At 65.0% G+C, this 24,471-nt stretch carries 24 protein-coding genes and 1 tRNA gene; 2 read left to right on the top strand and 23 right to left on the bottom strand.

Annotation, left to right across the window (positions count from 1 at the left end; genetic code table 11):
• From RIC54_RS24980 to RIC54_RS25005, 6 genes are all read right to left on the bottom strand, one after another.
• Positions 1-1,168, bottom strand: a 1,168-nt coding sequence (locus RIC54_RS24980; RefSeq protein WP_350151553.1) for an isovaleryl-CoA dehydrogenase, incomplete at its 3' end; no start/stop codon positions are given.
• On the bottom strand, positions 1,165-1,680 hold the full coding sequence (locus RIC54_RS24985; RefSeq protein ID WP_350084701.1) for a PaaI family thioesterase: 516 nt from the start codon (positions 1,678-1,680) through the stop codon (positions 1,165-1,167). The genes RIC54_RS24980 and RIC54_RS24985, both read right to left, overlap by 4 nt.
• 5 nt (positions 1,681-1,685) lie before the next feature.
• Positions 1,686-2,036 carry a MerR family transcriptional regulator gene (locus RIC54_RS24990; protein WP_350084702.1) on the bottom strand — a complete coding sequence of 117 codons (351 nt, stop codon included), beginning with the start codon at positions 2,034-2,036 and terminating at the stop codon, positions 1,686-1,688.
• Positions 2,037-2,099: 63 nt separating this feature from the next.
• Complete coding sequence (gene mgtE, locus RIC54_RS24995; protein WP_350084703.1) at positions 2,100-3,662, bottom strand: magnesium transporter; 1,563 nt, start codon at positions 3,660-3,662, stop codon at positions 2,100-2,102.
• A 3-nt stretch (positions 3,663-3,665) separates the two neighbouring features.
• Positions 3,666-5,954 carry an NADP-dependent malic enzyme gene (locus tag RIC54_RS25000; RefSeq protein WP_350084704.1) on the bottom strand — a complete coding sequence of 763 codons (2,289 nt, stop codon included), beginning with the start codon at positions 5,952-5,954 and terminating at the stop codon, positions 3,666-3,668.
• A gap of 199 nt (positions 5,955-6,153) precedes the next feature.
• Positions 6,154-6,240: transfer RNA gene (locus RIC54_RS25005), tRNA-Leu, on the bottom strand.
• Positions 6,241-6,352: 112 nt separating this feature from the next.
• Here RIC54_RS25005 and lipB point away from each other — a divergent pair.
• Entirely contained in the window at positions 6,353-7,060 is a 708-nt protein-coding gene (gene lipB / locus RIC54_RS25010; RefSeq protein ID WP_350084705.1) for a lipoyl(octanoyl) transferase LipB, read from the top strand.
• A 10-nt stretch (positions 7,061-7,070) separates the two neighbouring features.
• Here the strand turns inward: lipB and RIC54_RS25015 are convergent, their stop codons facing one another.
• The 15 genes from RIC54_RS25015 to RIC54_RS25085 form a co-directional block, all read right to left on the bottom strand.
• Positions 7,071-7,502 carry a hypothetical protein gene (locus RIC54_RS25015; protein ID WP_350084706.1) on the bottom strand — a complete coding sequence of 144 codons (432 nt, stop codon included), beginning with the start codon at positions 7,500-7,502 and terminating at the stop codon, positions 7,071-7,073.
• A 221-nt stretch (positions 7,503-7,723) separates the two neighbouring features.
• Positions 7,724-7,858, bottom strand: coding sequence for a hypothetical protein (locus tag RIC54_RS25020; RefSeq protein WP_350084707.1), 135 nt, complete (start codon positions 7,856-7,858; stop codon positions 7,724-7,726).
• Between the two features lie 231 nt (positions 7,859-8,089).
• Positions 8,090-8,506 carry a VOC family protein gene (locus tag RIC54_RS25025; RefSeq protein WP_350084708.1) on the bottom strand — a complete coding sequence of 139 codons (417 nt, stop codon included), beginning with the start codon at positions 8,504-8,506 and terminating at the stop codon, positions 8,090-8,092.
• 249 nt (positions 8,507-8,755) lie between these two features.
• Positions 8,756-9,049: an acylphosphatase gene (locus RIC54_RS25030; protein ID WP_350084709.1), complete on the bottom strand. Its 294-nt coding sequence runs from the start codon at positions 9,047-9,049 to the stop codon at positions 8,756-8,758.
• Complete coding sequence (locus tag RIC54_RS25035) at positions 9,046-11,034, bottom strand: acetyl-CoA carboxylase biotin carboxylase subunit (RefSeq protein ID WP_350151555.1); 1,989 nt, start codon at positions 11,032-11,034, stop codon at positions 9,046-9,048. The genes RIC54_RS25030 and RIC54_RS25035 overlap by 4 nt, the downstream gene beginning before the upstream one ends.
• Positions 11,035-11,784 carry a hypothetical protein gene (locus RIC54_RS25040; protein ID WP_350084711.1) on the bottom strand — a complete coding sequence of 250 codons (750 nt, stop codon included), beginning with the start codon at positions 11,782-11,784 and terminating at the stop codon, positions 11,035-11,037.
• Between the two features lie 10 nt (positions 11,785-11,794).
• Positions 11,795-13,327: an acyl-CoA carboxylase subunit beta gene (locus tag RIC54_RS25045; protein WP_350084712.1), complete on the bottom strand. Its 1,533-nt coding sequence runs from the start codon at positions 13,325-13,327 to the stop codon at positions 11,795-11,797.
• A 35-nt stretch (positions 13,328-13,362) separates the two neighbouring features.
• On the bottom strand, positions 13,363-14,067 hold the full coding sequence (locus RIC54_RS25050; protein ID WP_350084741.1) for an ATP12 family chaperone protein: 705 nt from the start codon (positions 14,065-14,067) through the stop codon (positions 13,363-13,365).
• A gap of 2 nt (positions 14,068-14,069) precedes the next feature.
• Positions 14,070-15,920 (bottom strand): AsmA family protein, encoded by a 1,851-nt coding sequence (locus RIC54_RS25055; RefSeq protein ID WP_350084713.1) that lies wholly within the window; start codon positions 15,918-15,920, stop codon positions 14,070-14,072.
• Positions 15,921-15,940: 20 nt separating this feature from the next.
• The gene (locus tag RIC54_RS25060; protein WP_350084714.1) at positions 15,941-16,615 is read right to left on the bottom strand and encodes an HAD-IA family hydrolase; all 675 of its coding nucleotides are present in this window, start codon (positions 16,613-16,615) and stop codon (positions 15,941-15,943) included.
• A gap of 4 nt (positions 16,616-16,619) precedes the next feature.
• Positions 16,620-17,615 carry an RluA family pseudouridine synthase gene (locus RIC54_RS25065; RefSeq protein WP_350084715.1) on the bottom strand — a complete coding sequence of 332 codons (996 nt, stop codon included), beginning with the start codon at positions 17,613-17,615 and terminating at the stop codon, positions 16,620-16,622.
• Positions 17,612-17,992, bottom strand: a complete 381-nt coding sequence (gene crcB, locus RIC54_RS25070) for a fluoride efflux transporter CrcB (RefSeq protein WP_350084716.1) — start codon at positions 17,990-17,992, stop codon at positions 17,612-17,614. Before crcB ends, RIC54_RS25065 begins: the two co-directional genes overlap by 4 nt.
• Positions 17,989-18,888, bottom strand: a complete 900-nt coding sequence (locus RIC54_RS25075; RefSeq protein WP_350084717.1) for a hypothetical protein — start codon at positions 18,886-18,888, stop codon at positions 17,989-17,991. The genes crcB and RIC54_RS25075 overlap by 4 nt, the downstream gene beginning before the upstream one ends.
• Positions 18,885-20,183 (bottom strand): replication-associated recombination protein A, encoded by a 1,299-nt coding sequence (locus tag RIC54_RS25080; RefSeq protein WP_350084718.1) that lies wholly within the window; start codon positions 20,181-20,183, stop codon positions 18,885-18,887. Before RIC54_RS25080 ends, RIC54_RS25075 begins: the two co-directional genes overlap by 4 nt.
• A 10-nt stretch (positions 20,184-20,193) precedes the next feature.
• On the bottom strand, positions 20,194-21,621 hold the full coding sequence (locus tag RIC54_RS25085; protein ID WP_350084719.1) for a DegQ family serine endoprotease: 1,428 nt from the start codon (positions 21,619-21,621) through the stop codon (positions 20,194-20,196).
• A gap of 36 nt (positions 21,622-21,657) precedes the next feature.
• Between RIC54_RS25085 and RIC54_RS25090 the strand changes: the two genes are divergently transcribed.
• The gene (locus tag RIC54_RS25090; protein WP_350084720.1) at positions 21,658-22,881 is read left to right on the top strand and encodes a hypothetical protein; all 1,224 of its coding nucleotides are present in this window, start codon (positions 21,658-21,660) and stop codon (positions 22,879-22,881) included.
• Between the two features lie 57 nt (positions 22,882-22,938).
• On the opposite strand, the gene rplQ is transcribed toward RIC54_RS25090, so the two are convergent.
• Complete coding sequence (gene rplQ / locus RIC54_RS25095) at positions 22,939-23,379, bottom strand: 50S ribosomal protein L17 (RefSeq protein WP_350084721.1); 441 nt, start codon at positions 23,377-23,379, stop codon at positions 22,939-22,941.
• 31 nt (positions 23,380-23,410) lie between these two features.
• A complete protein-coding gene (locus tag RIC54_RS25100) occupies positions 23,411-24,427 on the bottom strand; it encodes a DNA-directed RNA polymerase subunit alpha (RefSeq protein ID WP_350084722.1) in 1,017 nt (338 codons plus the stop codon).
• Positions 24,428-24,471: the final 44 nt, after the last annotated feature.

Genomic DNA, 24,471 nt, shown 5'->3' on the forward strand with positions numbered 1-24,471 from the left:
CCGTTTCCTTGAACAACTCCCGGCCGATCAGCATGCGGCGGATCTCGCTGGTGCCGGCGCCGATCTCGTAGAGCTTGGCGTCGCGCAGCAGTCGGCCGGTCGGGTACTCGTTGGTATAGCCGTTGCCGCCCAGGCACTGGATTGCCTCCAGCGTCATCCACGTCGCCTTCTCGGCCGCGTAAAGGATGGCGCCGGCGGCATCCTTGCGGGTGACCTCGCCGCGGTCGCAGGCTTTCGCCACCGTGTACACATAGGACTTGGCCGCGTTCATGGTGACGTACATGTCGGCCAGCTTGCCCTGCATGATCTGGAACTCGCCGATTGAGCGGCCGAACTGTTTGCGTTCGTGGACGTAGGGGATCACCACGTCCATGCAGGCCTGCATGATCCCGGTCGGACCGGCGGCCAGCACCGCGCGCTCGTAGTCGAGCCCGCTCATCAGCACCTTCACGCCACCGTTGATCTGGCCCAGCACGTTCTCCTCGGGCACCTCGACATCCTCGAACACCAGTTCGCCGGTGTCGGAGCCGCGCATGCCGAGCTTGTCCAGCTTCTGCGCGATCGAGAACCCCTTCATGCCCTTCTCGATCAGGAAGGCGGTGATGCCGTGCTGGTTGGCGTCCGGATCGGTCTTGGCATAGACCACGATCACATCGGCCGTGGGGCCGTTGGTAATCCACATCTTGCCGCCGTTGATGATATAGCGGTCGCCCTTCTTCTCGGCCCTGGTCCGCATAGACACCACGTCGGAGCCGGCTCCCGGCTCGCTCATCGCCAGCGCGCCGACGAACTCGCCGGACGTCAGCTTCGGCAGGAAGCGCTGCCGCTGCTCCTCGGTGCCGTTCAGGCGAATCTGGTTGACGCAAAGATTGGAGTGGGCGCCGTAGCTGAGGCCGACCGACGCGGATGCCCGGCTGATCTCCTCCATTGCCACGCAGTGCTCAAGGTAGCCCATTCCGGCGCCGCCATACTCTTCCCCGACGGTGACGCCGAGCACGCCGAGGTCGCCAAGCTTGCGCCACAGGTCGTGCGGAAAGGTGTTGTCGCGATCGATGTCGGCGGCCCGGGGCGCGATCTCATCGGCGGCGAAGCTGCGCACGCTGTCGCGCATCATGTCGGCAGTTTCGCCCAGATCGAAGTTCAGGCTCGGATAATCATTGGGGATCATGACGTCCCACCTCCCTTGCGCGTCCCGGCCGACGGTTCGTCCGCCATGCCCGCCATTAACATGAGGGTCGCGAGCGCGGTTGCCACCGGCTTCTCGCTCCCGTCGTCCCGCCTCACCGACACATCGGCCCGCGCCACCACCAAGGTCCGGCCCGGCCGGATCACCCGGCCTCGCGCGATCAACAGCGAACCGGCCGCCGGTGCCATCAGGTTCAGCTTGTACTCGACCGTCAGGATCGAAGCGTCGACCGGCGCCAGGGTGAAGCTGGCGTAGCCGCAGGCGTTGTCCGCCAGGGTGCCGACCACCCCGCCGTGAAAGAAACCGTGCTGCTGGCCCAGTTCAGGTCGGTATGGAAGTTCGATGTCGCAACTGCCTGGCTCGATGGTCACGACCCGCGCACCGATAAACGCCATGAACGCCTGGCGCGCGAAGCTGGCGGTCACCCGTTCGGCGAAAGCTGGATTCGAGACCCTGAAGTCCACGGACTCTATATTGACGTCTGCGTCAATCATATCCGTCACTCCAAACGATCGAGGCAGGCAGTCTCGAGACGGTCGAGTTCCTCCAGGATCGCGTCGATGTCGCGACGCTGAACTTCGAGACTGGCCCGGCGCTCGCGAATCTTGCGCACGAAATGCACCAGTTGCCCGCGCTCGCCGTCCCGGTCGTCGTACAGGTTCAGGATCTCGCGGATCTCTGCGATCGAGAAACCAAGACGGCGCCCCCGCTGGATCAGCCGCAGGCGGGTCCGGTCGCGCAACGAGAACACGCGGGTCCGGCCCCGGCGGGACGGCGCGATGAGGCCTTCCTGCTCGTAGTAGCGGATCGCTCGGCTGGTCAAATCGAACTCGCGCGCGAGCTGCGTCATGGAGAACGTCGCGTCCATGCTCGAAACGCTACGCCCTGAATGACGCGTGCGTCAATATCCTCGCTACAGCAGAACCAGGGTCGCCAAGCCCAGGAACACGAAGAAGCCGACCACATCGGTTACCGTGGTCAGGAACACGCCCGACGCAACGGCTGGATCCACCTTGATCCGCTCCAGCCCGAGCGGGATCAGCGTGCCGACAAGCCCGGCCACCAGCAGGTTCAGCACCATGGCAACGGCGATGATCCAGGCAATCTGGATGTCGCCGAACCACAGCATCGACACGCCTGCGACCAGCACGGCGAAGGCGATGCCGTTCAGCGATCCGACCAGGGTTTCCTTGGCGATGAACTTCATGGCGTTGCGGGTGTCGAGGTCGCGCATCGCCATGGCCCTGACCGCGACGGTCAGGGTTTGGGTTCCCGCGTTGCCGCCCATCGACGCCACGATCGGCATCAGTACCGCCAGCGCCACCACCTTCTCGATCGCGGCGTCGAACAGCCCGATAACCACCGATGCGGCAATCGCGGTTCCCAGATTGACCACCAGCCAGGGAAAGCGCGCCCGCGTCGTGTCCCAGAGGGAACCGTACAGATCGACCTCGGTGACACCACCGAGGCGCATCAGATCCTCTTCGGCCTCTTCGTCGATCACGTCGACGACATCGTCGACCGTGATCACGCCGAGCAACCGCTCGTCCTCGCCGACCACCGGTGCCGCCACCAACCCGTACTGCCGGAACAGCAGGGCCACCTCCTCCTGGTCCATCGTCACCGGGATCCGGCGGAAGTCCTTGCGCGCGATGTCCGACACCCGGACCGGCCGCTTGGTCCGCAGCAGGTGCGACAGCACCAGTTCGCCAACCGGACGGTGGGCCGGATCGACGGCATAGATCGCGTAGAAATCGTCCGGCAAGTCGCGAACGGTACGCAGGAAGTCGATGGTTTGGCCGACCGTCCAATGGGCGGGCACCACCACGATCTCGCGCTGCATCAGGCGTCCGGCGGAGGACTCAGGGAACGTCAGACCCTGCTCCAGGATCATCCGGTCCTTGGCCGGCACCGCCTGAAGAATCCTCGCCTGCTCGTCCTCATCGAGCTCACCGATCAGGTCGACGGCGTCGTCGGAATCCAGCACCGACAGGAACCGCACAATGTGCGCTTCATCCAGGTGCGAGAGGATTTCCTCGCGCACCGTTTCATCCAGGTAGACCAAGACCTCCGGATCGAGGCCCGCTCCCATCGCATTGATCAGCGCCGCCCGGTCGTCGGCGTCCAGCCGTTCGATCAAGTCGGCCTGGTCCGCCGGGTGCAAGGGGCGCAGCAATCGGGGAATGATGGAGAAACGTTCTTCCTCGAGCGCCCTCACCACAGCCGCTTCAAGCTTCGGCGTCATGCCGTACAGCGGTTCCTCGAGGACCTGGCTTCGGGTCTCCTCGATCTCCGCCTCCAAAGCCCGGATCTTGGCTTTCAGGTCGCGACGCTTGACCTTGCGCTTCTTCGCCGCCGCTTCGGCGGCAGCCGACGCGACCGCACCGATGGTGTCGGCACCGATCGGCGCCGATTCGGTGCCGACCAGCGAGTCGGACTCGTCGCCAGCCGCCTTGATCGAGTCGTTATTGGCCATGGCCTACCTCGATCGTTTGCGTGCCAGCGCGTGCTCCTGGGCATCGACGACGGCAACGGCGGTCATGTTGATGATTCCGCGAACCGTGACCGACTGGGTGAGGATGTGCATCGGCCGGGCGGCACCGACCAGCATCGGGCCGACCGACAGCCCGTGACCGGACGTCTTCAGCATGTTGAACGTGATGTTCGCGGCATCCAGGGTCGGCATCACCAACAGGTTGGCCGCGCCGGTCAGGCGAGAGTTCGGGAACGTGCGTTCGCGCACCGTGTCCGACAGGGCGGAATCGGCGTGCATCTCACCTTCCACCTCCAGCTTCGGGTTCCGCTCCGACAGGCGCCGCACCGCTTCGCGCATCTTCAGCGCCGAAGGCTCATTCGAACTGCCGAAATGCGAGTGCGACACGAACGCCACCTTCGGCTCGATGCCGAACGCCCGCAACTCGTTGACCGCCAGTTCAACCATCTCGACCAGGGCGTCGGCGCTCGGATCCGGTGTCACATGGGTATCGACCACGAAGAACGAGCCGTGTGGCAGGATCAGCAGGCTAACCGCCGACAGTTCCTTCACCCCACGCCGCAGACCGACCACCTCGCGCACATGGCGCAGATGGTCCCAGTACCGCCCGACGGTGCCGCAGATCGCGGCATCGGCATCGCCCTGATGCAGCATCAGCGCCGCGATGACCGTGTCGTTGGTGCGGACCACCTCGCGCGCCCGGTCGGGCGACACGCCGCGACGCTCCATCAGCCCGTGATAGGCACGCCAATACGTGTCGTAGCGGGAATCGCTCTCCGGGTTCACCACTTCGAAGTCGCGGTCGATCTTCAGGCGGAGTCCGAACCGCTCAAGCCGGCGCTCGATGACGTCCGGGCGGCCGACCAGGATCGGTTTCGCCAGCTTTTCGTCGAGCACGGTCTGAACGGCGCGGAGCACCCGCTCCTCCTCGCCCTCGGCAAACACCACCCGCTTCGGCTCCTCGCGGGCTCGGGAGAATACCGGCCGCATCACCTGCCCGGAGCGGTAGACGAACTGCGACAGCTTCTGCCGGTACGCCTCGAAATCCTCGATGGGATGCGATGCCACTCCGGAATCCATCGCCGCCTGGGCGACGCGCGGCGCGATCTCCATAATCAGCCGGGGGTCGAACGGCCGCGGAATGATGTACTCCGGCCCGAACGACAGCTCCTGTCCGGCATAGGCGGTGGCGACGATGTCGGAGGTCTCCTGGGTCGCCAGGTCGGCGATCGCCGTCACCGCGGCGATCTTCATCTCCTCATTGATCGTCGTGGCGCCCACGTCGAGCGCGCCTCGGAAGATGAAGGGGAAGCACAGGACGTTGTTGACCTGGTTCGGATAGTCCGACCGGCCGGTCGCGATGATCGCATCGGGCCGGGCCTCCTTGGCGATCTCCGGCATGATTTCCGGCGTCGGGTTGGCCAGTGCCAGGATGATTGGCCGCTCCGCCATCTTCATCACCATCGGCCCGGTCAGCACGCCGGGTGCCGACAGGCCCAGGAACACGTCGGCACCTTCCATCACGTCCGCCAGCTTGCGGGCGTCGGTGTCCACGGCGTAGCGGGCGATCACCGGATTCATCTGCGGACGGCCGCGCCAGACCACACCGTCGATGTCGGTGACGATCACGTTCTCCTTGCGCAAGCCCATGGCGACCAGCAGGTCGACGCAAGCCATCGCCGCCGCACCGGCGCCGGAAGTGACCAGCTTCACATCCTCGAATTTCTTCTCGACCAGCCGCAGCGCGTTGAAGATCGCCGCCCCAACTGTGATCGCAGTGCCGTGCTGGTCGTCGTGGAACACCGGGATCTTCATGCGGGCACGCAACTTGCGCTCGATCTCGAAGCACTCCGGCGCCTTGATGTCCTCCAGGTTGATGCCGCCGAAGGTCGGTTCCAACGCGGCCACGATGTCGACGAACTTGTCGACGTCGTTCTCCGCGACCTCCAGGTCGAACACATCGATGTCGGCGAACTTTTTGAACAGGGCGGCCTTGCCCTCCATCACCGGCTTGGAGGCCAGCGGACCGATGTTGCCGAGGCCGAGCACGGCGGTGCCGTTGGTGATGACCGCGACCAGGTTCTGGCGGCCAGTCAACTCCGCGGCGGTCCCGGGATCCTCGGCAATGGCGGTACAGGCGAAGGCGACGCCGGGCGAATACGCCAGCGCCAGATCGCGCTGTGTCGCCATTGGCTTGGTCGGCACGACCGCCAGCTTTCCGGCGATCGGATTGCGGTGATAGTAGAGTGCCGCTTCCTTCAGATCGTCCGCCATTCGTCGATAGCCCCTTTTCGCCGGAACCCCTGACCGCGCATGACGCGGCGCAACACGAGCCTTTCGGACCTTACACAAGCGGCCCGACCGGCCCAAGGGCTATCCCGATGTGGCAAGCCGCAGATCGTGACCGAAACGCCGGGCGCCGAACGCGAAACGCCCCGACCAGCCGGCCGGGGCGTTTCGCATTCATCCGTGATGGTGCGGTCGAGAAGACTCGAACTTCCACCCCATTTCTGGGACAGCGACCTCAACGCTGCGCGTCTACCAATTCCGCCACGACCGCACTATGTTCGCCACGGAGCGTTGGGGTCGCCCCCGACGCAGGCGTGAGGGATTATCAGAACCCTCCCGGCCGATCAAGGCCGTTCCACCGCCGCCTGCCGCCGGGAGAGCGCATGCCGACCAACGCCCTGTCACCGCTTTCAGCGCCCGACGTCGATAGCCCCGAATGGCGCGTCGAACCCGGGCTGCTCGACTACGACCGGGCGGTTGCGGAGATGGAGGCGCGGGCCGAGGCGATCCACGCCGGCACCGCGCCGGAACTGGTGTGGCTCGTCGAACATCCGCCGCTCTACACCGCCGGCACCAGCGCCCGGGACGAGGACCTCCTGCAACCCGACCGTTTTCCGGTTTACCGCAGCGGCCGCGGCGGAGAGTTCACCTATCACGGTCCCGGCCAGCGGGTTGCCTACGCGATGCTCGACCTGAAGCGCCGCAAGCCGGATGTGCGGCTCTATGTCTGGGCGCTTGAGGAATGGCTGGTCCGCGCCCTCGAGCGGCTGGGTGTCACCGGCGAGCGGCGCGACGGCCGGGTCGGTATCTGGGTGCGTCGCACCGACCGCAACGTACCGGCGCGCGAGGACAAGATCGCGGCGATCGGTGTGCGGGTTCGGCGCTGGGTGACGTTCCACGGCATATCATTGAATGTAGAGCCGGACCTGACCCACTTTGACGGCATCGTGCCGTGCGGCATCAGCCAGCACGGCGTGACCAGCCTCGTCGATTTGGGCCATCCGGTCACCTTGGCCGATGCCGACGTGGCACTGCGCGCCGCGTTCGACGAGGTGTTCGGCGTTGGCGGCCCACTGGGGCCCATAGGCTGATTACCAACCGCTAGGCTCGCCCGGCCAGGGCGTCGGCCATCAGTTCGATGGCACGCCGCGCCTCCTTCTCAAGCCGTGCCGGCTCCATCGCGAGTTCCTGGACCGTTACTGCGGGCACCGGTCCCTCGTTGTGCAGATAGGCATTCCGGCGCTCGCGCAGCCAGACGTAATCGCGGCCAAACCGCACCGCGTTCAGGTACAGCCCGTCGCCAACCGCCTGATCGACCCGTTCAGAAACCTCACTGTCGATCGCGGTCTGAGCCAGGATAACGGCAGTCACCCAGGCGCCCACGCCGAATACCCGGCGCAGCTCGGTCAGTACCGCCTCGGTCTGGCCGCCGACGTAGAGCGGGCTGTCGTTCGCCGCCTTGCGCAAGCGCTCGTCGAACCAGCGGATCCGATCAGTCCACAAGCGGGGTGAGGGGGGATCGATGTAGGTCATCGGCGGCCTCCGCACTCAGGGGCGGTCGACCAGCGACCGCCGGGAACGGATACAGTCTAGTACCACTGGACGCGCGGCCACCATGACGGCTTCGTGACAACCGAGGGATGGCTCAGAAGCGGCACAAAGCCTGCCTTGGCGGTAGCGCCAGGAGCGGACCGCTACAATCACCAGCCTACTTCACATCCCCGCCATCTGATGGAATCGGCGTCACCGATCCGTCAGAACATCATGCCGATCAACAGCAGCAGCGCCACGACGACCACCGCCAGGACCGTCGACAAGGCCCAGCGAACGGCATCCGGCATGGCGTGACGGGCGGACATTGAACCGACAGCGTCCCGGTCGGCTCTCATCGGAAAGCCCTCCATCAACCCGCGCGCCGTATGCCATAGGTCCGGCCTCAAGCGCGGAATCGACAAAAAGGCGATCGGCGCGCGCCGCATCGGCCGGTTCACTTGAAGATAGGCCCAGCGCAGGAACGACTCAAGGGAGCCCCCATCCCCGCCATCATCCACGGCCGAACCACCGTTTGCTCGTTAAGCAGATTCGAGGGGTGTCGCCTGCGCGTGGCATCTCCGCTGAGTTCAGAGACCCCGAGTTCCTTCTGCCGGATTCGAGCAGAAGATCGCGACCTTGTTGCCCAGAGGGTCGCGGAGATACCCGACGTAAAAGTGGTCGCTGTACTCGTCCCGGAAGCCAGGTGCACCCTCGTCGGAGCCGCCTGCCTCAAGGCCAGCGGCGTGAATGTTGCGGACCATTTCGTGGGTCACGGCCTGGAAGGCCGTCATCGAGCCGTTGCCAACAGTTGCCTCTTTCCCGTCGTACGGCTTCTTCACGTATACGGCGGCAGGACCATTGGATCGACCCGGCACGTCCGGCGCGGTGAATTCGATACCCTCCGCCCCTTCCTTCTTCTCGTAACCGAGCGGGATCAGGATGGCTGCGTAGAAACGTCCCGAGCGCGGTACGTCGTTGGCACCGACCGTGATGTAGCTCAGCATCAACCACTCCTGTCTGTAATGTCGGAATGAAGCCGGATCGAAACACGCCTCCATACTCGACGCCTGCGCGCGGCAGGGTTCAGACTGTCATTCCGTCGCCCACACCGAGACTGGCGATTGTGCGTGAGGGTCTTCCAGCACGGCCAGGCCGTCGTTTGAGCGGAGCGTTGCCCGTGCGGTCATACCGGAGCGGGACATTGGAAGTGGAACGGACCCGGAGTTCATCGGCCACCCCTGCCCGTCAACGCTTCACGCCGTCGGGGCCTGCCTGAATCCGGGCAGATGCGCCTCGTTCGCGTCGGCTTCGGAGACGTGGACTTCCTCGACCGCCGCGCCCGCCGGGCCCTTACGGCAAGCCTGGATCAATTGGTCGACCGCCTCGCCCGACCCGAAGGCCATGGCCTCGACCGAACCGTCCAGCCGGTTGCGGACCCAGCCGTCGACGCCCAACCGCTCGGCCTCGCGCACGCACCACCAGCGAAAGCCGACACCCTGGACCCGGCCGTTGATGAACAGGCGGACGGCACGTCGGTCCCCGGTCATTCGAACTCCACGATGATCTGGTCGACCGCCAGGCTGTCGCCGGCGCTGGCGTGGATCTTGGACACCAGCCCGTCGCGCTCGGCGCGCAGCACGTTCTCCATCTTCATGGCCTCGATCACGCAGATCTCCTGCCCGGCCTTGATGGGGTCGCCTTCGGAAACCGCGATCGACACCAGCAGCCCCGGCATCGGCGACACCAGTTGCTTGCTGGTATCGGCGACGTCCTTCGGCGGCATCTTGTCGAGCGCCTCAGCTACGCGCGGCGGCACCACCAGGGCCTCAAGCTCGCGCCCCCCATAGCTGAGCCGGTAGTAGATCCCGTCGCGCTCGATCTGCACGGCAAACGGCTCGCCGTTCACCCGGCCATCGAACACCGTGATGGTGGCGTCGAGCGAGCCGCGGATCGCATAGCGTTGCCCGCCGACCGTCACGTCGTATCCGTCCTCAGCGGTCAGCACTTCGGCCCGTCGGTTGGTGCGCCCCTCGCGGATCGTCCAGATCGTCGCGATGTCGGCCTTGCCGCGATTGGCCAATTGCCCGCTGATCCGGGCCAGCCGCTCGGCATTTTCCCGCTCGAACGCCACGGCGACTGCGCACAGCGCGCCCTCCTCGTACGGATCGAGCGTGGCGCCGCTGAAGCCGTCGGGAAACTCCTCGGCGATGAAGCCGGTGGTCAGCCGCCCCTCGCGGAACCGCTTCATGGCGATGGTCGCCGCCAGGAACGGCAGGTTGTGGCTGACTCCCCGGATCCGGTATCGGCCGATCGCGTCGTACAGCCGGTCGGCTGCCTCGTTGCGGGTATCGCCGTACGCCACCAGCTTGGCGATCATCGGGTCATAGAACATCGAGATCTCGGAACCCTCGTCGACCCCGTCGTCGACCCGGATGCCCTCGACATCGACCGGCGGCTCGTAGCGGATCAGCCGTCCGATCGACGGCAGGAAGCCGCGATACGGATCCTCGGCATACACGCGGGCCTCGATCGCCCAGCCGGTCATCGTCACCTCGTCCTGGGTGAACGGCAGCTTCTCGCCGTCGGCCACCCGGATCATCAACTCGACCAGATCCAGGCCGGTGACCATCTCGGTGACCGGATGCTCGACCTGCAGGCGGGTATTCATTTCCAGGAAGTAGAACTTCTTGTTGGCGTCGGCGATGAACTCGACGGTGCCGGCCGAGCGGTAGCCGACCTGCTTGGCCAGCGCCACCGCCTGGGCGCCCATGGTAGCCCGGGTCTCGGCGTCGATGAAGGGGCTCGGCGCCTCCTCGATGACCTTCTGGTGTCGGCGCTGGATCGAGCACTCGCGTTCGCCCAGATGCACCACGTTGCCGTGGCCGTCGGCCATTACCTGGATCTCGATGTGGCGCGGCTGCTCGACGAACTTCTCGATGAAAACCCGGTCATCCCCGAACGACGAGCGGGCCTCGTTCATCGCCCCGCGCACGCCGTCCTTCAGATCGGCCTCGCTGTTGGCGATCCGCATGCCCTTGCCGCCGCCGCCGGCCGAGGCCTTGATCATCACCGGATAGCCGATCTCCGCGGCGATCTTGGCGGCATGCTCCGGGCTCTCGATGGTGCCCAGGAAGCCGGGCACCGTGCTGACCCCGGCCTCGTGGGCGATTTTCTTGGAGGTGATCTTGTCGCCCATCGCCTCGATCGCCGACTTGCCGGGACCGATGAACACGATGCCGGCGGCTTCCAGGGCCTCGCAGAACGCCGCGCGCTCCGACAGGAAGCCGAAGCCCGGATGCACCGCCTGGGCGCCGGTCTGCTTGCAGGCGTCGATGATCGCGTCGATCTTCAGATAGCTCTCGGCCGAGGCCGCCGGGCCGATCCGCACCGCCTCGTCGGCCATCCGCACGTGCTTGCCGCCGGCATCGGCGTCGGAATAGACCGCCACGGTCTTGATGCCCATGCGCCGCGCCGTCTTGATGATCCGGCAGGCGATCTCGCCGCGATTGGCGATCAGGATCTTGTCGAACATCTATTGTGCCTTCGGCAGCAGATTGGTGAACACGTCGCCTTCGAGTTGCTCGGCTTCGAACCAAGAAACCTCTCTAAAGATCTGCACGGCCTTCCTCCCAAATTCCTGAGCCGCCTCCCGCACTTTGAGATCATGCTCGCTCACACACTCGTGGGCAAACATCGAAAGGTCGAGAAAAAGCCGACTAGTTGCGTCAACCAATGGCTCCACTCCAAGTATTCTAATCCAATCTAGGGCGATAGAAATGAATCCAAGGTCATTTGATATTTTTCGTTGGAATCTCTCATCAACACCCAGGCCAATATCATCAATATATTCAGCAATTTCCTTCGACAGATCAAAAATTTTAATATCGTTAATGCGATAATCCCTACGTATTGCAATAAACATATGCCGAAGAGACAGCAAAACCCCCAACTCATCGTAATTTACATATTCATCTCGAAAATCTTGGATTTTCATAATAGACAAGTCTCCTATAAAAATTCCTTCGTACTTGAACAAAATACTCTCAACAGCCTCTCCGGAGCACTCCGAAATTAATCGATCAGAGTCGACGCAGCTTTTAATTTCCTCGATATTTTTCAAATAATATCTTGCTGCAAGAGCATAATGCTCATCGCCTGCGCAAAACGGAACGCGACGCCGAAGAACATCCTTCAATTGAAGACTTCCATCCACGTTCTGATCAAGCAGCAGATCGAGTGTACGACTGAAAAAATCAATCGGAGTGAGAACGTCTTTTGACATGTCGATTTCCCTAAAGAGGGATGTTGTCGTGTTTCTTCCACGGGTTCTCGAGCTGCTTGTCGCGCAGCATGGCGAGGGCCCGGCAGATGCGGCGGCGCGTGTTCCGCGGCTTGATGATGTCGTCGAGATAGCCGCGCGACGCCGCCACGAACGGGTTGGCGAACTTCTGGCGGTACTCCTCGGTGCGCGCCTCGATCTTGTCGACGTCACCGATGTCGCCGCGGAAGATGATCTCCACCGCCCCCTTCGGTCCCATCACCGCGATCTCGGCGGTCGGCCAAGCGTAGTTGACGTCGCCGCGCAGGTGCTTGGAACTCATCACGTCGTAGGCCCCGCCATAAGCCTTGCGGGTGATCACCGTGACCTTCGGCACCGTCGCTTCGGCATAGGCGAAGAGCAACTTGGCGCCGTGCTTGATGATGCCGCCGTACTCCTGCTTGGTGCCCGGCAGGAAGCCCGGGACGTCCACGAACGTCACGATCGGGATGTTGAAGCAGTCGCAGTACCGGACGAACCGGGCGGCCTTCTTGGCGCTCTCGATGTCCAGGCAGCCGGCCAGCACCATCGGCTGGTTGGCGACGATGCCGACGGTCGAGCCCTGCATGCGGGCGAAGCCGACGATGATGTTGCCGGCGTAGTTCGGCTGGATCTCGAAGAAGTCGCCCTCGTCAACGACCTTCTCGATCAGCTCCTTCATGTCGTAGGGCTTGTTCGGGTTGGCCGGGATCAGGTTGTCGAGCGACGGTTCCGGACGGTCGGCCTCGTCGGCGGTCGGACGCACCGGCGGCACGTCGCGGTTCGACGACGGCATGAAATCGATGAAGCGGCGCAGCTGCAGCAGCGCCTCGACGTCGTTCTCGAAGGCGAGATCGGCAACGCCCGACTTGCTGGTGTGGGTGACCGCGCCGCCAAGCTGCTCATGGGTGACGGTCTCGTGGGTGACGGTCTTCACCACGTCGGGGCCGGTGACGAACATGTAGGAACTGTCCTTCACCATGAAGATGAAGTCGGTCATGGCCGGGGAATACACCGCCCCGCCGGCGCACGGTCCCATGATCATCGAGATCTGCGGCACCACGCCGGAGGCCATGACGTTGCGCTGGAACACCTCGGCATAACCGCCGAGCGACGCCACGCCCTCCTGGATGCGGGCACCGCCGCTGTCGTTCAGGCCGATCACCGGGGCGCCGACCTTCATGGCCTGATCCATGACCTTGCAGATCTTCTCGGCGTGCGCCTCGCTGAGCGAACCGCCGAATACCGTGAAGTCCTGACTGAACACGAACACCAGCCGGCCGTTGACCGAGCCCCAGCCGGTGACCACTCCGTCGCCCGGCACCTTGCTGTCGGCCATGCCGAAATCCGACGAGCGATGCTCGACGAACATGTCCCATTCCTCGAAAGAGCCGGGATCGAGCAGGAGGTCGATGCGCTCGCGCGCGGAGAGCTTGCCCTTCTGGTGCTGGGCCTCGATCCGCTTTGCGCCACCGCCCAACCGGGCGCGGTTGCGCATGTCCTCAAGCCGCTCGACGATGTCCTGCATGAACGCCCTCCCGAATTCAGTACCCGGCCGGGATATCACCCCGCCCGTAAATGCTCTACGAATTTCGCGGCTTCCGCCACCTCTGCGCGGCGCGTCCGGCGGCGCTGTTCGGCCTCGCGGTCCATGCCCCAACGTTCAATCTGGAACGCCTCGTCAATCTCCGAAACGGTGTATGCCGCTTCCGCATCAAGGCGATCGTGCAATACGGCAAGGCCCAGCACCAGCGACCCGGTAATGGCGGTCAGGGTGTGCAGCGCCGCCAGTTCCCAGTCGTCCACCGCCTCCACCGCGCGGCGCAACGCCGCCAGACTGTCCGGCGACTGCGCCACCGGCATGACCCCGGCAGTTGGCAGCAGCCTGGCTCCGAACGTCGACTCGGCCCAGTCACGCAGCGGCGACCACGCCGTCTCCTGCCGAGCGGTCAGCTCGGGCGGATCGTCAGCCAGATAGCACAGCAGGTCGGATCCGCCGTATCCGGCAACCTCGCCGATCACATAGTTGCGCTGAGGTGCAACCCGGTCGATCACCGTCGCCGCGAACCCCATCATCGGCATGCTGCGAACATCAATGGTTTCGCCCTGCCCGTCCCACTCGGCCGCGACCGCATCGGCCAGCGTGCGGCCAGGCAGGATGATCGGTCGCTGGCCCGGCGAGCGGACCGGTCGGTTATCCAACAGCACCGTGAAGCCCGTCCCGGCATCCGCCGATGCGACGGCAACTGTCTTGTAGATCCGCTTCATGCTCACTCGATTGATTTCCGGAGATTGTCAAAGAAGCCTTTGATCCCACCCGGCTTATCCGGTTCCTTTCGGGTCTTCGGCTTGGTCGTCGACCGCTTGCCTTCGGCCGCCGCGATCGCATCCGGACAAGGATTGTCGGTCGAGCCCGCGGAGACGAACGGCAGCAGCAGAGCGAACGGCCCGACGACCGCCCCGGCGGCCAGACTGCCCAAACCCTTGGCGACCGCAACCGGATCGGGTGTCGGCCGCGGATCCGAGATCGGGCCCTTCAGCAGAATCGGCGTCGCCAGGCTGAACAGACTTGGGTCCTTGGGCATCGGCACCAAACGCATGTCCAGGGTCTGGCGTGCAAGGTTCACGGTTCCTTCGCCACCCACCGTCACCCGGTCGCTGTCGATCATCAGGACGGTTGCGTCGGCAATTCCTTTGGATATCACGAACCGGCTGGCCAGACAGTTCAAACGACCCCTCCCACTCTCGCCGACAAAGGGGATGAAGCGGGTAGCCAGATCCTCGGCAATCAGTTCCCAATAGCGGTTCATCACCGTTCCGTCACGGATCACCAGCCACGTTACACCGCCGGCTGAGCCCAGAATCGTGCGCAGCGTCTCACCCTGTCCATGCACATCCACGGCCGCATCGCCAAGCCCTTCGATCACCGATTCCCCGGTCAGCGTGCGGTACACCCGGCCCATGTCCATGCGGTTTGCGGCACCGGCCAATGCGACTCTCGCCGGTTGCGTGGTGGTATCCAGGACAGCTCGGCCTTCGACAACGCCGTCGGCCACGGTCGCCTTCACCGGGTCGAGCGTGAGCACTCCATCAGAAAACTCCGCCGTCGCGGTCAGGCCATCGACCGTCCAGGGGTCGGCGATCAGGCGCGCGATCGCAACCTCGATCCGGCCGTCGACGGCCGGCAGCATACTCATCGGCAGTGGTCGGTCGAGCGGATCTCCGTCCGCGGCGGTCCCTGCTCCCAGTTGCGCAAGGTCGATGGTCTCGGCCTCCAGCCGGGCCTCGATGCGGGGCCGCGCCCTGCTGAGATCGACGACAGCCGACCCAACGACGGTAATCCCGCCGAGCGTTACCGACAGCCCCTCGGCCTGTACGCCACTCAGCGCACCTTTCGGGCCACGGGTAGCCTGCAGCTTTGCGGCCAGAGCCAGCGCCGAACCGGCAAATGTCCCCTCGATTTCGACGGGAAGATCCACGCCCGGCCGCGCCATCTCCGTCAACGCCGGCAGGGTGCCGGTCAACTCAAGCCTTTCCCCGTCCAGATCGGCCAGCACCGTCACGGTCAGCGGCGAGTTCGGACCATTGCCGTCAAGCGTCAACCGCTTGACGTGGTACACGCGTTCCGGCGCCTTGGGGCCGTCCTTCCAGACCACAATCACGTCCGTCAGGTCGAATTGCCTTATATCCGGCGCGGCCGGCCTGCCGGATGACGCACCGGCCTGCGACTCTGCAACAACCCAGTTCGCCTGGCCTTCGGCTCCGCGTTCGAGACGGACATGAACATCCGCCAAGGTGACGCCGCGCACCACCAGATCGCCGGACAGCAGCGGTGCCACGTCGACATCCACCGCCAGCCGGCCGATGGTGATCATCGCAGGATCGGTGCCCCAGTCGGCGTTCGCAATCCGCACACCCGATGCAGTCAGGCTTGGCAAGGGCAGCCAGGAGACCTCGAGCGGACCCGCGATCTCGACCTGTCGCCCCGTTGCTTCCTCCAACAGGTCGCGGATTTCGCCCTTGTAGGTGTTGAGGTCGAGGGTTGCGACGAACACGATCACGCCAACCATCGACGTGACGACCACTGCAGCGGCAACGTACAGCCAGCGCAATCCGGTCATGGCGTCACTCCCTTGATGGTTCAGGCCGGAATCAAACGGCCGGCCGTCCCGGGCAGTTCCTCAAAGCGTTCGATGATCGCCGCAGGCTGCTCGGTCTGGAGCAGCGAAACCTCGTGGTAGCCCCAGGTCACCGCGATCCCCGCAACCCGTGCCCGGCGTGCCATCCCCATGTCGAAGACGGTGTCGCCGACCATCACCGCGCGGTCGGGCGTGGTCCGACCCTCGTGCACCGCCTCCAGCAGCAGGGTCGGGTTTGGTTTGCCCGGGCCATCATCCGCCGACTTCAGCGAGACGAAGCGATCCAGAATCCCATGTGCGTCGAGCACCTCACGCAGCCCCCGCCTGCCCTTCCCGGTGACCACGGCCAGCAGCCAACCCTCCGCTTCGAGCGCATCGATCGCCGCCCGAGCCCCAGGCATCAACGGCTCGTCAACTATGTCGGCTTCCTTGGCCTGGAAATAGGCGTCTCTGTAGGCCTGCCCGACCCGCTCCAACTGGAGCCCGCGAACCTGGGGAGCCAGCCGGGATATCGCCTGGTCGAGCGACAGGCCAACGATCTCGCGCACCTTGGCGGCGTTTGGCGGCAGCAGGCCTTCCGCGCGAAACGCCGACGCCATCGCGTCGACGATGTGATGCTGGCTGTCGATCAGCGTGCCGTCGAGATCGAAGGCACAAAGCCGTAGGCCGCGGTCCATTGGGTCAATCCTCGAAGTCTTCGAACGGATCGCCGGCGGCCGCCTCGTCCAGCCCGAAGAACGCAAAGGATCGTGCCATGTGGTCGGCCAGCGGTGCGATCACCTCGATTGGCCGGCCCTTGGCATCGGGAATGCGAATGGCACGGGCGTGCAGGTGCAGCTTGCGGCTGACCCCTTCACCCTGCAGGAAAGCGTCAGGTCCGCCGTACTTGCCGTCGCCCAGTATCGGTGTCCCAAGTTCAGCCATATGGAGGCGCAATTGATGGGTGCGTCCGGTGACCGGAAACAGCGCGACCCAAGTCACCTTGCCGCCCAGCCGCTCCACAGTGACGTAGCGCGTGAACGCCCGCTTGCCGTTCTCCGGATCGATCGCCATCTTCTCGCCGGCCCGACCGGGAAGCTTGCCGATCGCGCCCTCGATGCTGCCGGCATTCGGCTTCGGCTCGCCGACCACCAAGGCCCAGTAGATCTTCATGGCCGACTTGGCGCGGAACGCCTCGGTCAACCGGCGTGCTGCCTGATAGCTGCGGCCGACCAGCAGGACGCCGGAGGTGTCCTTGTCCAGTCGATGCACCAGCCGCGGACGCTCCTTGGCGTCGAACATCAGGCCGTCCAGGGCACCGTCGACATGCTTGGTGATGCCGGAGCCGCCTTGAACCGCCAGACCGGCAGGCTTGTTGATTGCCAGCACGTCGCGGTCGGTGTGCAGGATCAGGCGACGCAGCTGCTCGGCGGTTTCGGTATCTCCCTTGCCGCCGGGCCGGGCCTTGACGGCTGCGGCGCTGGCCGCCGGCACGTCCATCGGCGGAATCCGGATGGTCTGCCCCGCCTCCAGTCGTTCGCTTGCCTTGACGCGCCTGCCGTCCACCCGCACCTGGCCGGTGCGCAGAAGCTTGGTCAGGTGCACGTGTCCGAGGGTCGGGTAGTATCTCTTGAACCAGCGGTCGAGCCGCTGGTCACCTTCGTCTTGAGCCACAATCCGGGTCTCGACCGCTTTCATGTCAGCACCTGTCGGACCGTCCAGAGCCCGGCGAACAACGCGAGGATCGAGAGCGCCGTCGAAGCGGCGATGTAGACGGCGGTTGATCCAGTATCCCCGCGCTGCCAGAGCGTGGCAACGTCGAGAGCGAAAGTCGAAAATGTCGTGAAGGCGCCGAGTCCGCCGACCGCGATCAGGGCTCGCATTTCCGGCGTCAGCACCTGCCTGAGCGCGCCGAACTCGATCAACGCACCCATCAGGAACGATCCGACGACATTCACCGTCAACGTTCCCCACGGAAAGCCGTGCCCGGCGACGACGGTGATCCACCCGGTCATCTTATACCGGGCGACCGCACCGATGGCGCCACCGAACGCAACCGCGAGGAGCATCTTCATGGTGCGGAGGGCTTAACCGAGTCCACGCCGAATATCCAGCCTTCCGACTGCGCCGCTGGTTCGCCGGCAGGCGCCCGCCACGTTTCCACGTCAGCCGACAGCGCACGCAGAGCGGCGGCAGAAACGACAGCGTCCGCCTCGTCCTCCCGGCGCGCGTACCACCCCTGCGGCATCGCACGGCTGCCGAATGCCGCCAAAGCGGCGTTCACGACCCAGGGATCACGCCATGCCCGTGGGTCCTGTCCGGCGCGCCTGAAGTACAGCCGCGGAAACATCTCAACGACCGTCAAGCCTCCAGACGAACCGGCGTCGAAAGGCCAGATCGCTACCCGGTCGCCGAGCCTTGCCTTCAGTTGTCGCAAGACCCGCATGCCCGCCAGCGATCCGGTACCGACATTGGCGGCTCCGACACACTTGAAGACCGGGTGCGGGCTGGTGATGGCGGCGCAGGCAATCTCGGTCCGGCGCCGCCGGTGCTCGTATCCGGCCCCGCGTCCGGCGGGCGTCAGGTACAGACCGCAGATCGGTGACCCCTCGGCGTAGACGGCACCGCCGTAGAAATCCTCCGACGGCCCCGCCAATCGGTCCACATATCCCCACAGCGCGCGAACATCAGCAGGCGCGTCGGCGATCCCCGGGAAATAGGTGCCATGGTCGTGCCGCGCATAGGCGAACGCGAAGTCAAACCCCGCCAGGACGCGTTCGCCAGCCGAATGCCGTGCGATCAACAGATCGAGAACATCACCCCGGCGCCACAACCCACCCTTCTGCGGCCCACCCAGCAACCGGGGCGCCGCATCGCCGGTACGAACCTCGGCCACCTGGATCCCGGGGAGCCGGTTGCCCTTGGCTCCCGACCAATCGATGCCGAGCCAGACTTCAAATCCGCGCGTCACGACGGATCGTCGCCCCGCCGCTTGGAGCGGAGCTTGTCGAAATACTCCACGCGCTTCCTGATCTCACGCTCGAACCCGCGCTCGACGGGATTGTAGAACCGCTCACGGTCCATGCCGTCGGGAAAATAGTTCTGGCCGGAAAACCCATCCTCGGCATCGTGATCGTAGGCGTACCCCGAACCGTATCCGAGATCCTTCATCAGGCGGGTTGGGGCGTTCAGGATGTGGGCAGGGGGCATCAACGATCCGGTCTGGCGTGCCGCCCGCGCCGCCGCACCGTGCGCCTTGTAGGCGGCGTTCGATTTCGGCGCGGTCGCGAGGTAGACGACCAGCTGGCTGATCGCGAGGTCGCCTTCCGGCGAGCCGATGCGGTCGTAGGTCTCCCAGCAGGCGATCGCCTGGGCTAAGGCCTGCGGCTCGGCAAGCCCGACATCCTCGACCGCGAACCGGGTCAGCCGGCGCAGGATGTAGGCCGGGTCCTCGCCGCCGGCCAACATCCGCGCCAGCCAATACAGTGCCGCGTCGGCGTCGGAACCGCGCAGGGATTTGTGCAGCGCGCTGATGAGGTTGTAGTGCTCCTCGCGGTCCTTGTCGTAGACCGGGGCGCGGCGATGCACGCTGGCGGCAACACCGGCGGCGTCCAAGGGCGTCTTGGGTCGGAGGGCGAGCACTTCCTCGGCTAGGTTCAGCAGGAACCGGCCGTCGCCGTCCGCCATGGCCCGCAGCGCCACCCGGCCATCAGGATCCACCGGCAGGGGGCGGCCGTCGGTCTCCTCGGCCCGCGCCAGCAGCTTGTCCAGCGCGGCATCGTCCAGGCGGCGCAGCACGAACACCTGGCAACGCGATAGCAACGCCGCGTTCAGTTCGAACGACGGATTCTCGGTGGTCGCCCCCACCAGGGTAATGGTCCCGTCCTCGACGACCGGCAGGAAGCCGTCCTGCTGGGCTCGGTTGAAGCGATGCACCTCGTCGACGAACAACAACGTCCCGCGCCCGCCGGTGCGACGGCCACGCGCCGCTTCGAAATGCTTCTTGAGATCCGCCACGCCGGAGAACACGGCTGACAGCGGCACGAACTCCAGGTCCGTGTGTTCGGCCAGCAGGCGGGCGATGGTCGTCTTGCCGCAACCCGGCGGCCCCCAGAGAATACAGGACGCCAGACGGCCCTTGGCCAGCATCCGCCCGATCGGGCCCTCGGGGCCAAGCAGGTGGTCCTGGCCGACGACCTCGCCGATCCGATCGGGACGAAGCCGATCGGCCAACGGCCGGGGGGCCTGGGTTTCGAACAAGCTCATAGTGCGCGGCCTAGCCCTGCACACGGGTGGTCAGCACGCGATCATCCCGGCGTATTGACACTACCCAACTCCCGCTCGCTCGCTCCAGGGCCTGCTGCAGGGTCGTTACCCTGTCGATCGGCTGGTTGTTCACCGAGACCACCACGTCGCCGGTCCGCAAGCGCAAGCGCTCCGCCGGCGATCCGCGGGCAACCCCCAGGACCACCACGCCACGGGCCAGTTCGTCGAACCCCTCTTCCAGCGCGAAGGCCGGCGACAGATTCGCAACCCGCGCGCCGGTCATCGGATTGAGGCCCGCCAGATCGGTGACATTCGGCGCCGGGTCGGCCTTCGGCGGTTCCATCGGCAACCGGGCGGTGAAGACACGCCCATTGCGCAGGACTTGCAGGGTCATTGTCTCGCCGGGTTCGCGGGTGCCGATGCGATAGCGCAGTCCGCCGGCGTCGTTCACTTCGCGTTCGTCGATCTCCAGAATCACGTCACCGGTCCGCAACCCGGCGCGGGAGGCTGGCCCGCCTGGATAGACGTCCCCGATCAGCGCGCCGATGGGTCGGTCCAGGCCAAGTCCATGCGCCAGATCGGTGGTGACCGTCTGGATCCGGGCCCCCAGCCAGGGGCGGACGATTCGCCCGGTCTTGGCCGCCCGCAGCACCGTAGCGACCATATTCGACGGGATCGCAAACCCGATGCCGACTGAGCCGGCATTGCCGCCGCGCTGCGTCGAATAGATGGCGGTGTTGATCCCGACCAGCTTGCCGTCCACGCCGATCAGGGCACCGCCGGAATTGCCGGGGTTGATTGCCGCATCGGTCTGGATGAAGAAGCTGTAGTCGGAAACCCCGACATTGGTCCGGGCGAGTGCCGAGACGATGCCCATCGTCACGGTCTGCCCGACGCCGAACGGGTTGCCGATCGCCAGCACGATGTCGCCGACCTCGAGATCGTCGGAGTCGCGCATCGAAACGGCCGGCAGGATCTCATCGCCGGCATCGATCTTCAGGACGGTCAGGTCGGTCTTGGGATCCGCGAGGATCACCTTGGCCGCAAACTCGCGCCGGTCGGCCAATACCACGGTGATCTCGTCGGCTTTCTCGACGACGTGGTTGTTGGTCACGACCACCCCGCTCGGGTCAACGATGACCCCGGACCCGAGAGAACTTGCTTCGCGGCGGCGCTCGGGCAGACGCGGTCCGATATCGCCGAAGAATCGCTTGAAGAATGGATCGTCGAACAGCGGCGACAGCCCCGGGCGCTCGGAAACCGTTGCCCGGCTGTAGACGTTTACCACTGCCGGCCCAACCTCGCGGACCAGCGGCGCGAAGGACAATGAGATTTCCGCCGAGGACTGCGGCACGCGCGGTTCGGTCTGTGCCACCGCGGGCGCCACCGCCGCAACGAACAGAGCCAACACGCACACCAGGGCATTTCGATTGATCATGGAAGCAATCCTATCGACCTGAATGACGGACGCCAGTTGAAGCAACGCTACGCTGTGCTACCGTCATCATCTGGGAAGAGCAGTAGACATACCAAGGTGGGGTGGGAACCCCTCCACATGAAACCGGGGGCCCAGGTGACCATGCCGGGGCAGAACCAAGGCGCAATCGACGCAGCCCGTCACGCTGCGGAGATCATCGCCACCGAAGGCAAGCCGCAGGGAAACCTGGATGCGGCTCACGCGGCGTTCGGCACCTTGAAATCAATCACCGACCAGTATCCCGGCGAGCCCGAACTGATCCGCGTGGCCGTATGTGGCGCCGTTCGGCTTGCGGCGGCAGGCCGGGCCTCGCATGACATCGACGCCGTGCGATGCGCCTACACCTTCCTCGGCGATCTCGTCACCCGCCTGCCAGCAGATCCGTTGCCGCGCCGTGCCTTTGCCGAGGCGTCCGTCGACCTGATCTCCGCCGAAGCCCGCGTCAGCGGCCTGTCGGGCGCCCTCGACGTCTATGGCAATCTGTCGGCTCTGGGCGACGCGCATCGCGACGATTCCGATTTTGCCGGCATTCAGGCCAAGGCCGCTGCCAACCTCGTGGCTCTGTCGCTGGAATCGGGCAGCCGTGGCGACGCCCGTCGTGCCCTGGCCGACCTGGCCGGCCTCGAAGCCGCCCAGCCCAGCATCGCCATGGTTCGTCAGCAGCACGCCCGTGGCGTATTCAACCGCCTGGCGCACGCCGCCCACCAGGACCCTCCAGGCGACGCCCGCGCCGCGCTGGATACCCTGATCGCCGCCGTCCACCGTGCGCCGGACCATTGCGAACTGCTCGACCTTGCGGCCGAAGGAGCGTTCACGCTGGTCACCGCCCTGGGAAGCCGAGGTCACCTCACCGCGGCCCATGACGCCTACGACGCGCTCGGCGCGCTGTCGCGGTTGCCCGATATCGGCCCGGGCGCTCTCGGCCGGCTGGCCGACGCGGCGTTCAATCTGATCACCGATCTATGCCATTCGGACAATCTGCCCGCCGCCCAGCTGATCTACGACGAACTGACCGCTATGTCGGTGGCCAATGACGACGACCCGGCCATCCGACTGGCACAGGCAAAGGCCGCCGCGAACCTGGCGCTTACCCTGCGTCAAGCCAATGAGGACGCTGCTGCTTCCATCATCGCCGAGGACCTGCAGGCCTTGCTCCTGGGACACCCTGACGACCAGGAACTTTATCAGATCGCAGCTTTCCTGGACGCGGCCAGCGACTAACGCAAATGGGCGACCCTGAGGTCGCCCATCCGCAATACATCTTCTGTGGCAAAAGCGTCAGATGACCGACGGCATCGGCCCGGCCGGCTCACTCTGCTCGACCTGCTGAACCGGACCTGAATCCAGCCCACGAGCGCTTTCGTCACGGTCGACCAGTTCGATGACCGCCATCGCCGCGGCATCACCGTAGCGGAAACCGGCCTTCAGAACGCGGGTGTAGCCACCCTGGCGATCCTTGTAGCGACCCGCCAGAACCTCGAAGAGCTTCTTGGTCATCGCCTCGTCCCGCAGCCGGGCATAGGCGAGGCGGCGGGCGTGCAGATCCCCGCGCTTGGCGAGCGTGATCATCTTCTCCACCACCGGGCGCAACTCCTTCGCCTTCGGCAGGGTGGTGACGATCTGTTCGTGCTTGATCAGAGCCGCCGCCATGTTCTTGAACATTGCCTGACGGTGGCTCGACGTGCGGTGCAGCTTGCGGCCGCTGTTGCCGTGACGCATCTCTCAGTCTCCTTGATTTCGCGCCGCCGCCTCAGTACGGCTCTTCCAAACGCTTGGCCAGTTCCTCGATATTCTCGGGCGGCCAGTTGGTGATTTCCATGCCGAGCGAGAGCCCCATCGAGGCCAGGACCTCTTTGATCTCATTCAGGCTCTTACGGCCGAAGTTCGGTGTACGCAGCATCTCCGGCTCGGTCTTCTGAACCAGATCGCCGATATACACGATGTTGTCGTTCTTCAGGCAGTTCGCAGAACGCACCGACAGCTCAAGCTCGTCGACCTTGCGCAGCAGGTTCTTGTTGAACGGCAGATCGTGCGCTTCCTCGGCCTCGGCGCGGTGCGTCGGCTCCTCGAAGTTCACGAACAGCTGCAACTGATCCTGCAGGATGCGCGCCGCGTACGCGACCGCGTCCTCCGGGGTCATCGAACCGTCGGTTTCCAGCGTCATCGACAGCTTGTCGTAGTCGGTGACCTGACCGACGCGGGTGTTCTCAACCTTGTACGAAACCTGCCGAACCGGGCTGAAGATCGAGTCGACCGGGATCAGGCCAATCGGGGCATCTTCGGGACGGTTCGCGCTGGCCGGGACGTACCCCTTGCCGGTCTCGACCGTCAGTTCCATCGACAGCGTCGCGTCGCGATCCAGCGTGCAGATCACATGCTTCGGGTTCATGATCTCGATGTCGCCGACCGTCTCGATCATGCCCGCGGTGACCTCGCCCGGGCCTTCGGCCTTCAGGCGCATCTTCTTCGGTCCTTCGCCGTGCATGCGAATGGCGACCGATTTGACGTTCAGCACGATGTCGGTGACGTCCTCACGCACACCGGGCACGCTCGAGAACTCATGGAGAACGCCATCGATCTGGATCGCGCTGATCGCAGCACCCTGGAGCGACGACAACAGAATGCGGCGAAGCGCGTTGCCAAGCGTCAGGCCGAAACCCCGCTCGAGCGGCTCGGCGACCACGGTCGCCGTACGCTTCGGATCATAGCCAGCTTGTACGTCGAGCTTGCTCGGCTTGATCAGTGCCTGCCAGTTTTTCTGAATCACGGCTGGGACCTCATTCTCGAACGGCAATCCCCGCCGCGATCCGA

The sequence above is a fragment of the Thalassobaculum sp. genome, assembly GCF_040219215.1.
GTDB lineage: Bacteria > Pseudomonadota > Alphaproteobacteria > Thalassobaculales > Thalassobaculaceae > Thalassobaculum_A.

Coding starts and splice junctions, on each gene's coding strand:
- lipB (WP_350084705.1), top strand. CDS start 6,353: ATGCCGACCAACGCCCTGTCACCGCTTTCAGCGCCCGACGTCGATAGC.
- rplQ (WP_350084721.1), bottom strand. CDS start 23,379: ATGCGTCACGGCAACAGCGGCCGCAAGCTGCACCGCACGTCGAGCCAC.
- RIC54_RS25020 (WP_350084707.1), bottom strand. CDS start 7,858: ATGAGAGCCGACCGGGACGCTGTCGGTTCAATGTCCGCCCGTCACGCC.
- RIC54_RS25025 (WP_350084708.1), bottom strand. CDS start 8,506: ATGCTGAGCTACATCACGGTCGGTGCCAACGACGTACCGCGCTCGGGA.
- RIC54_RS25085 (WP_350084719.1), bottom strand. CDS start 21,621: ATGATCAATCGAAATGCCCTGGTGTGCGTGTTGGCTCTGTTCGTTGCG.
- RIC54_RS25065 (WP_350084715.1), bottom strand. CDS start 17,615: ATGAAAGCGGTCGAGACCCGGATTGTGGCTCAAGACGAAGGTGACCAG.
- RIC54_RS25035 (WP_350151555.1), bottom strand. CDS start 11,034: ATGTTCGACAAGATCCTGATCGCCAATCGCGGCGAGATCGCCTGCCGG.
- crcB (WP_350084716.1), bottom strand. CDS start 17,992: ATGAAGATGCTCCTCGCGGTTGCGTTCGGTGGCGCCATCGGTGCGGTC.
- RIC54_RS25015 (WP_350084706.1), bottom strand. CDS start 7,502: ATGACCTACATCGATCCCCCCTCACCCCGCTTGTGGACTGATCGGATC.
- RIC54_RS25050 (WP_350084741.1), bottom strand. CDS start 14,067: ATGAAGCGGATCTACAAGACAGTTGCCGTCGCATCGGCGGATGCCGGG.
- RIC54_RS24985 (WP_350084701.1), bottom strand. CDS start 1,680: ATGATTGACGCAGACGTCAATATAGAGTCCGTGGACTTCAGGGTCTCG.
- mgtE (WP_350084703.1), bottom strand. CDS start 3,662: ATGGCCAATAACGACTCGATCAAGGCGGCTGGCGACGAGTCCGACTCG.
- RIC54_RS25060 (WP_350084714.1), bottom strand. CDS start 16,615: ATGGACCGCGGCCTACGGCTTTGTGCCTTCGATCTCGACGGCACGCTG.
- RIC54_RS25080 (WP_350084718.1), bottom strand. CDS start 20,183: ATGAGCTTGTTCGAAACCCAGGCCCCCCGGCCGTTGGCCGATCGGCTT.
- RIC54_RS25040 (WP_350084711.1), bottom strand. CDS start 11,784: ATGTCAAAAGACGTTCTCACTCCGATTGATTTTTTCAGTCGTACACTC.
- RIC54_RS25055 (WP_350084713.1), bottom strand. CDS start 15,920: ATGACCGGATTGCGCTGGCTGTACGTTGCCGCTGCAGTGGTCGTCACG.
- RIC54_RS24990 (WP_350084702.1), bottom strand. CDS start 2,036: ATGACGCAGCTCGCGCGCGAGTTCGATTTGACCAGCCGAGCGATCCGC.
- RIC54_RS25030 (WP_350084709.1), bottom strand. CDS start 9,049: ATGACCGGGGACCGACGTGCCGTCCGCCTGTTCATCAACGGCCGGGTC.
- RIC54_RS25045 (WP_350084712.1), bottom strand. CDS start 13,327: ATGCAGGACATCGTCGAGCGGCTTGAGGACATGCGCAACCGCGCCCGG.
- RIC54_RS25000 (WP_350084704.1), bottom strand. CDS start 5,954: ATGGCGGACGATCTGAAGGAAGCGGCACTCTACTATCACCGCAATCCG.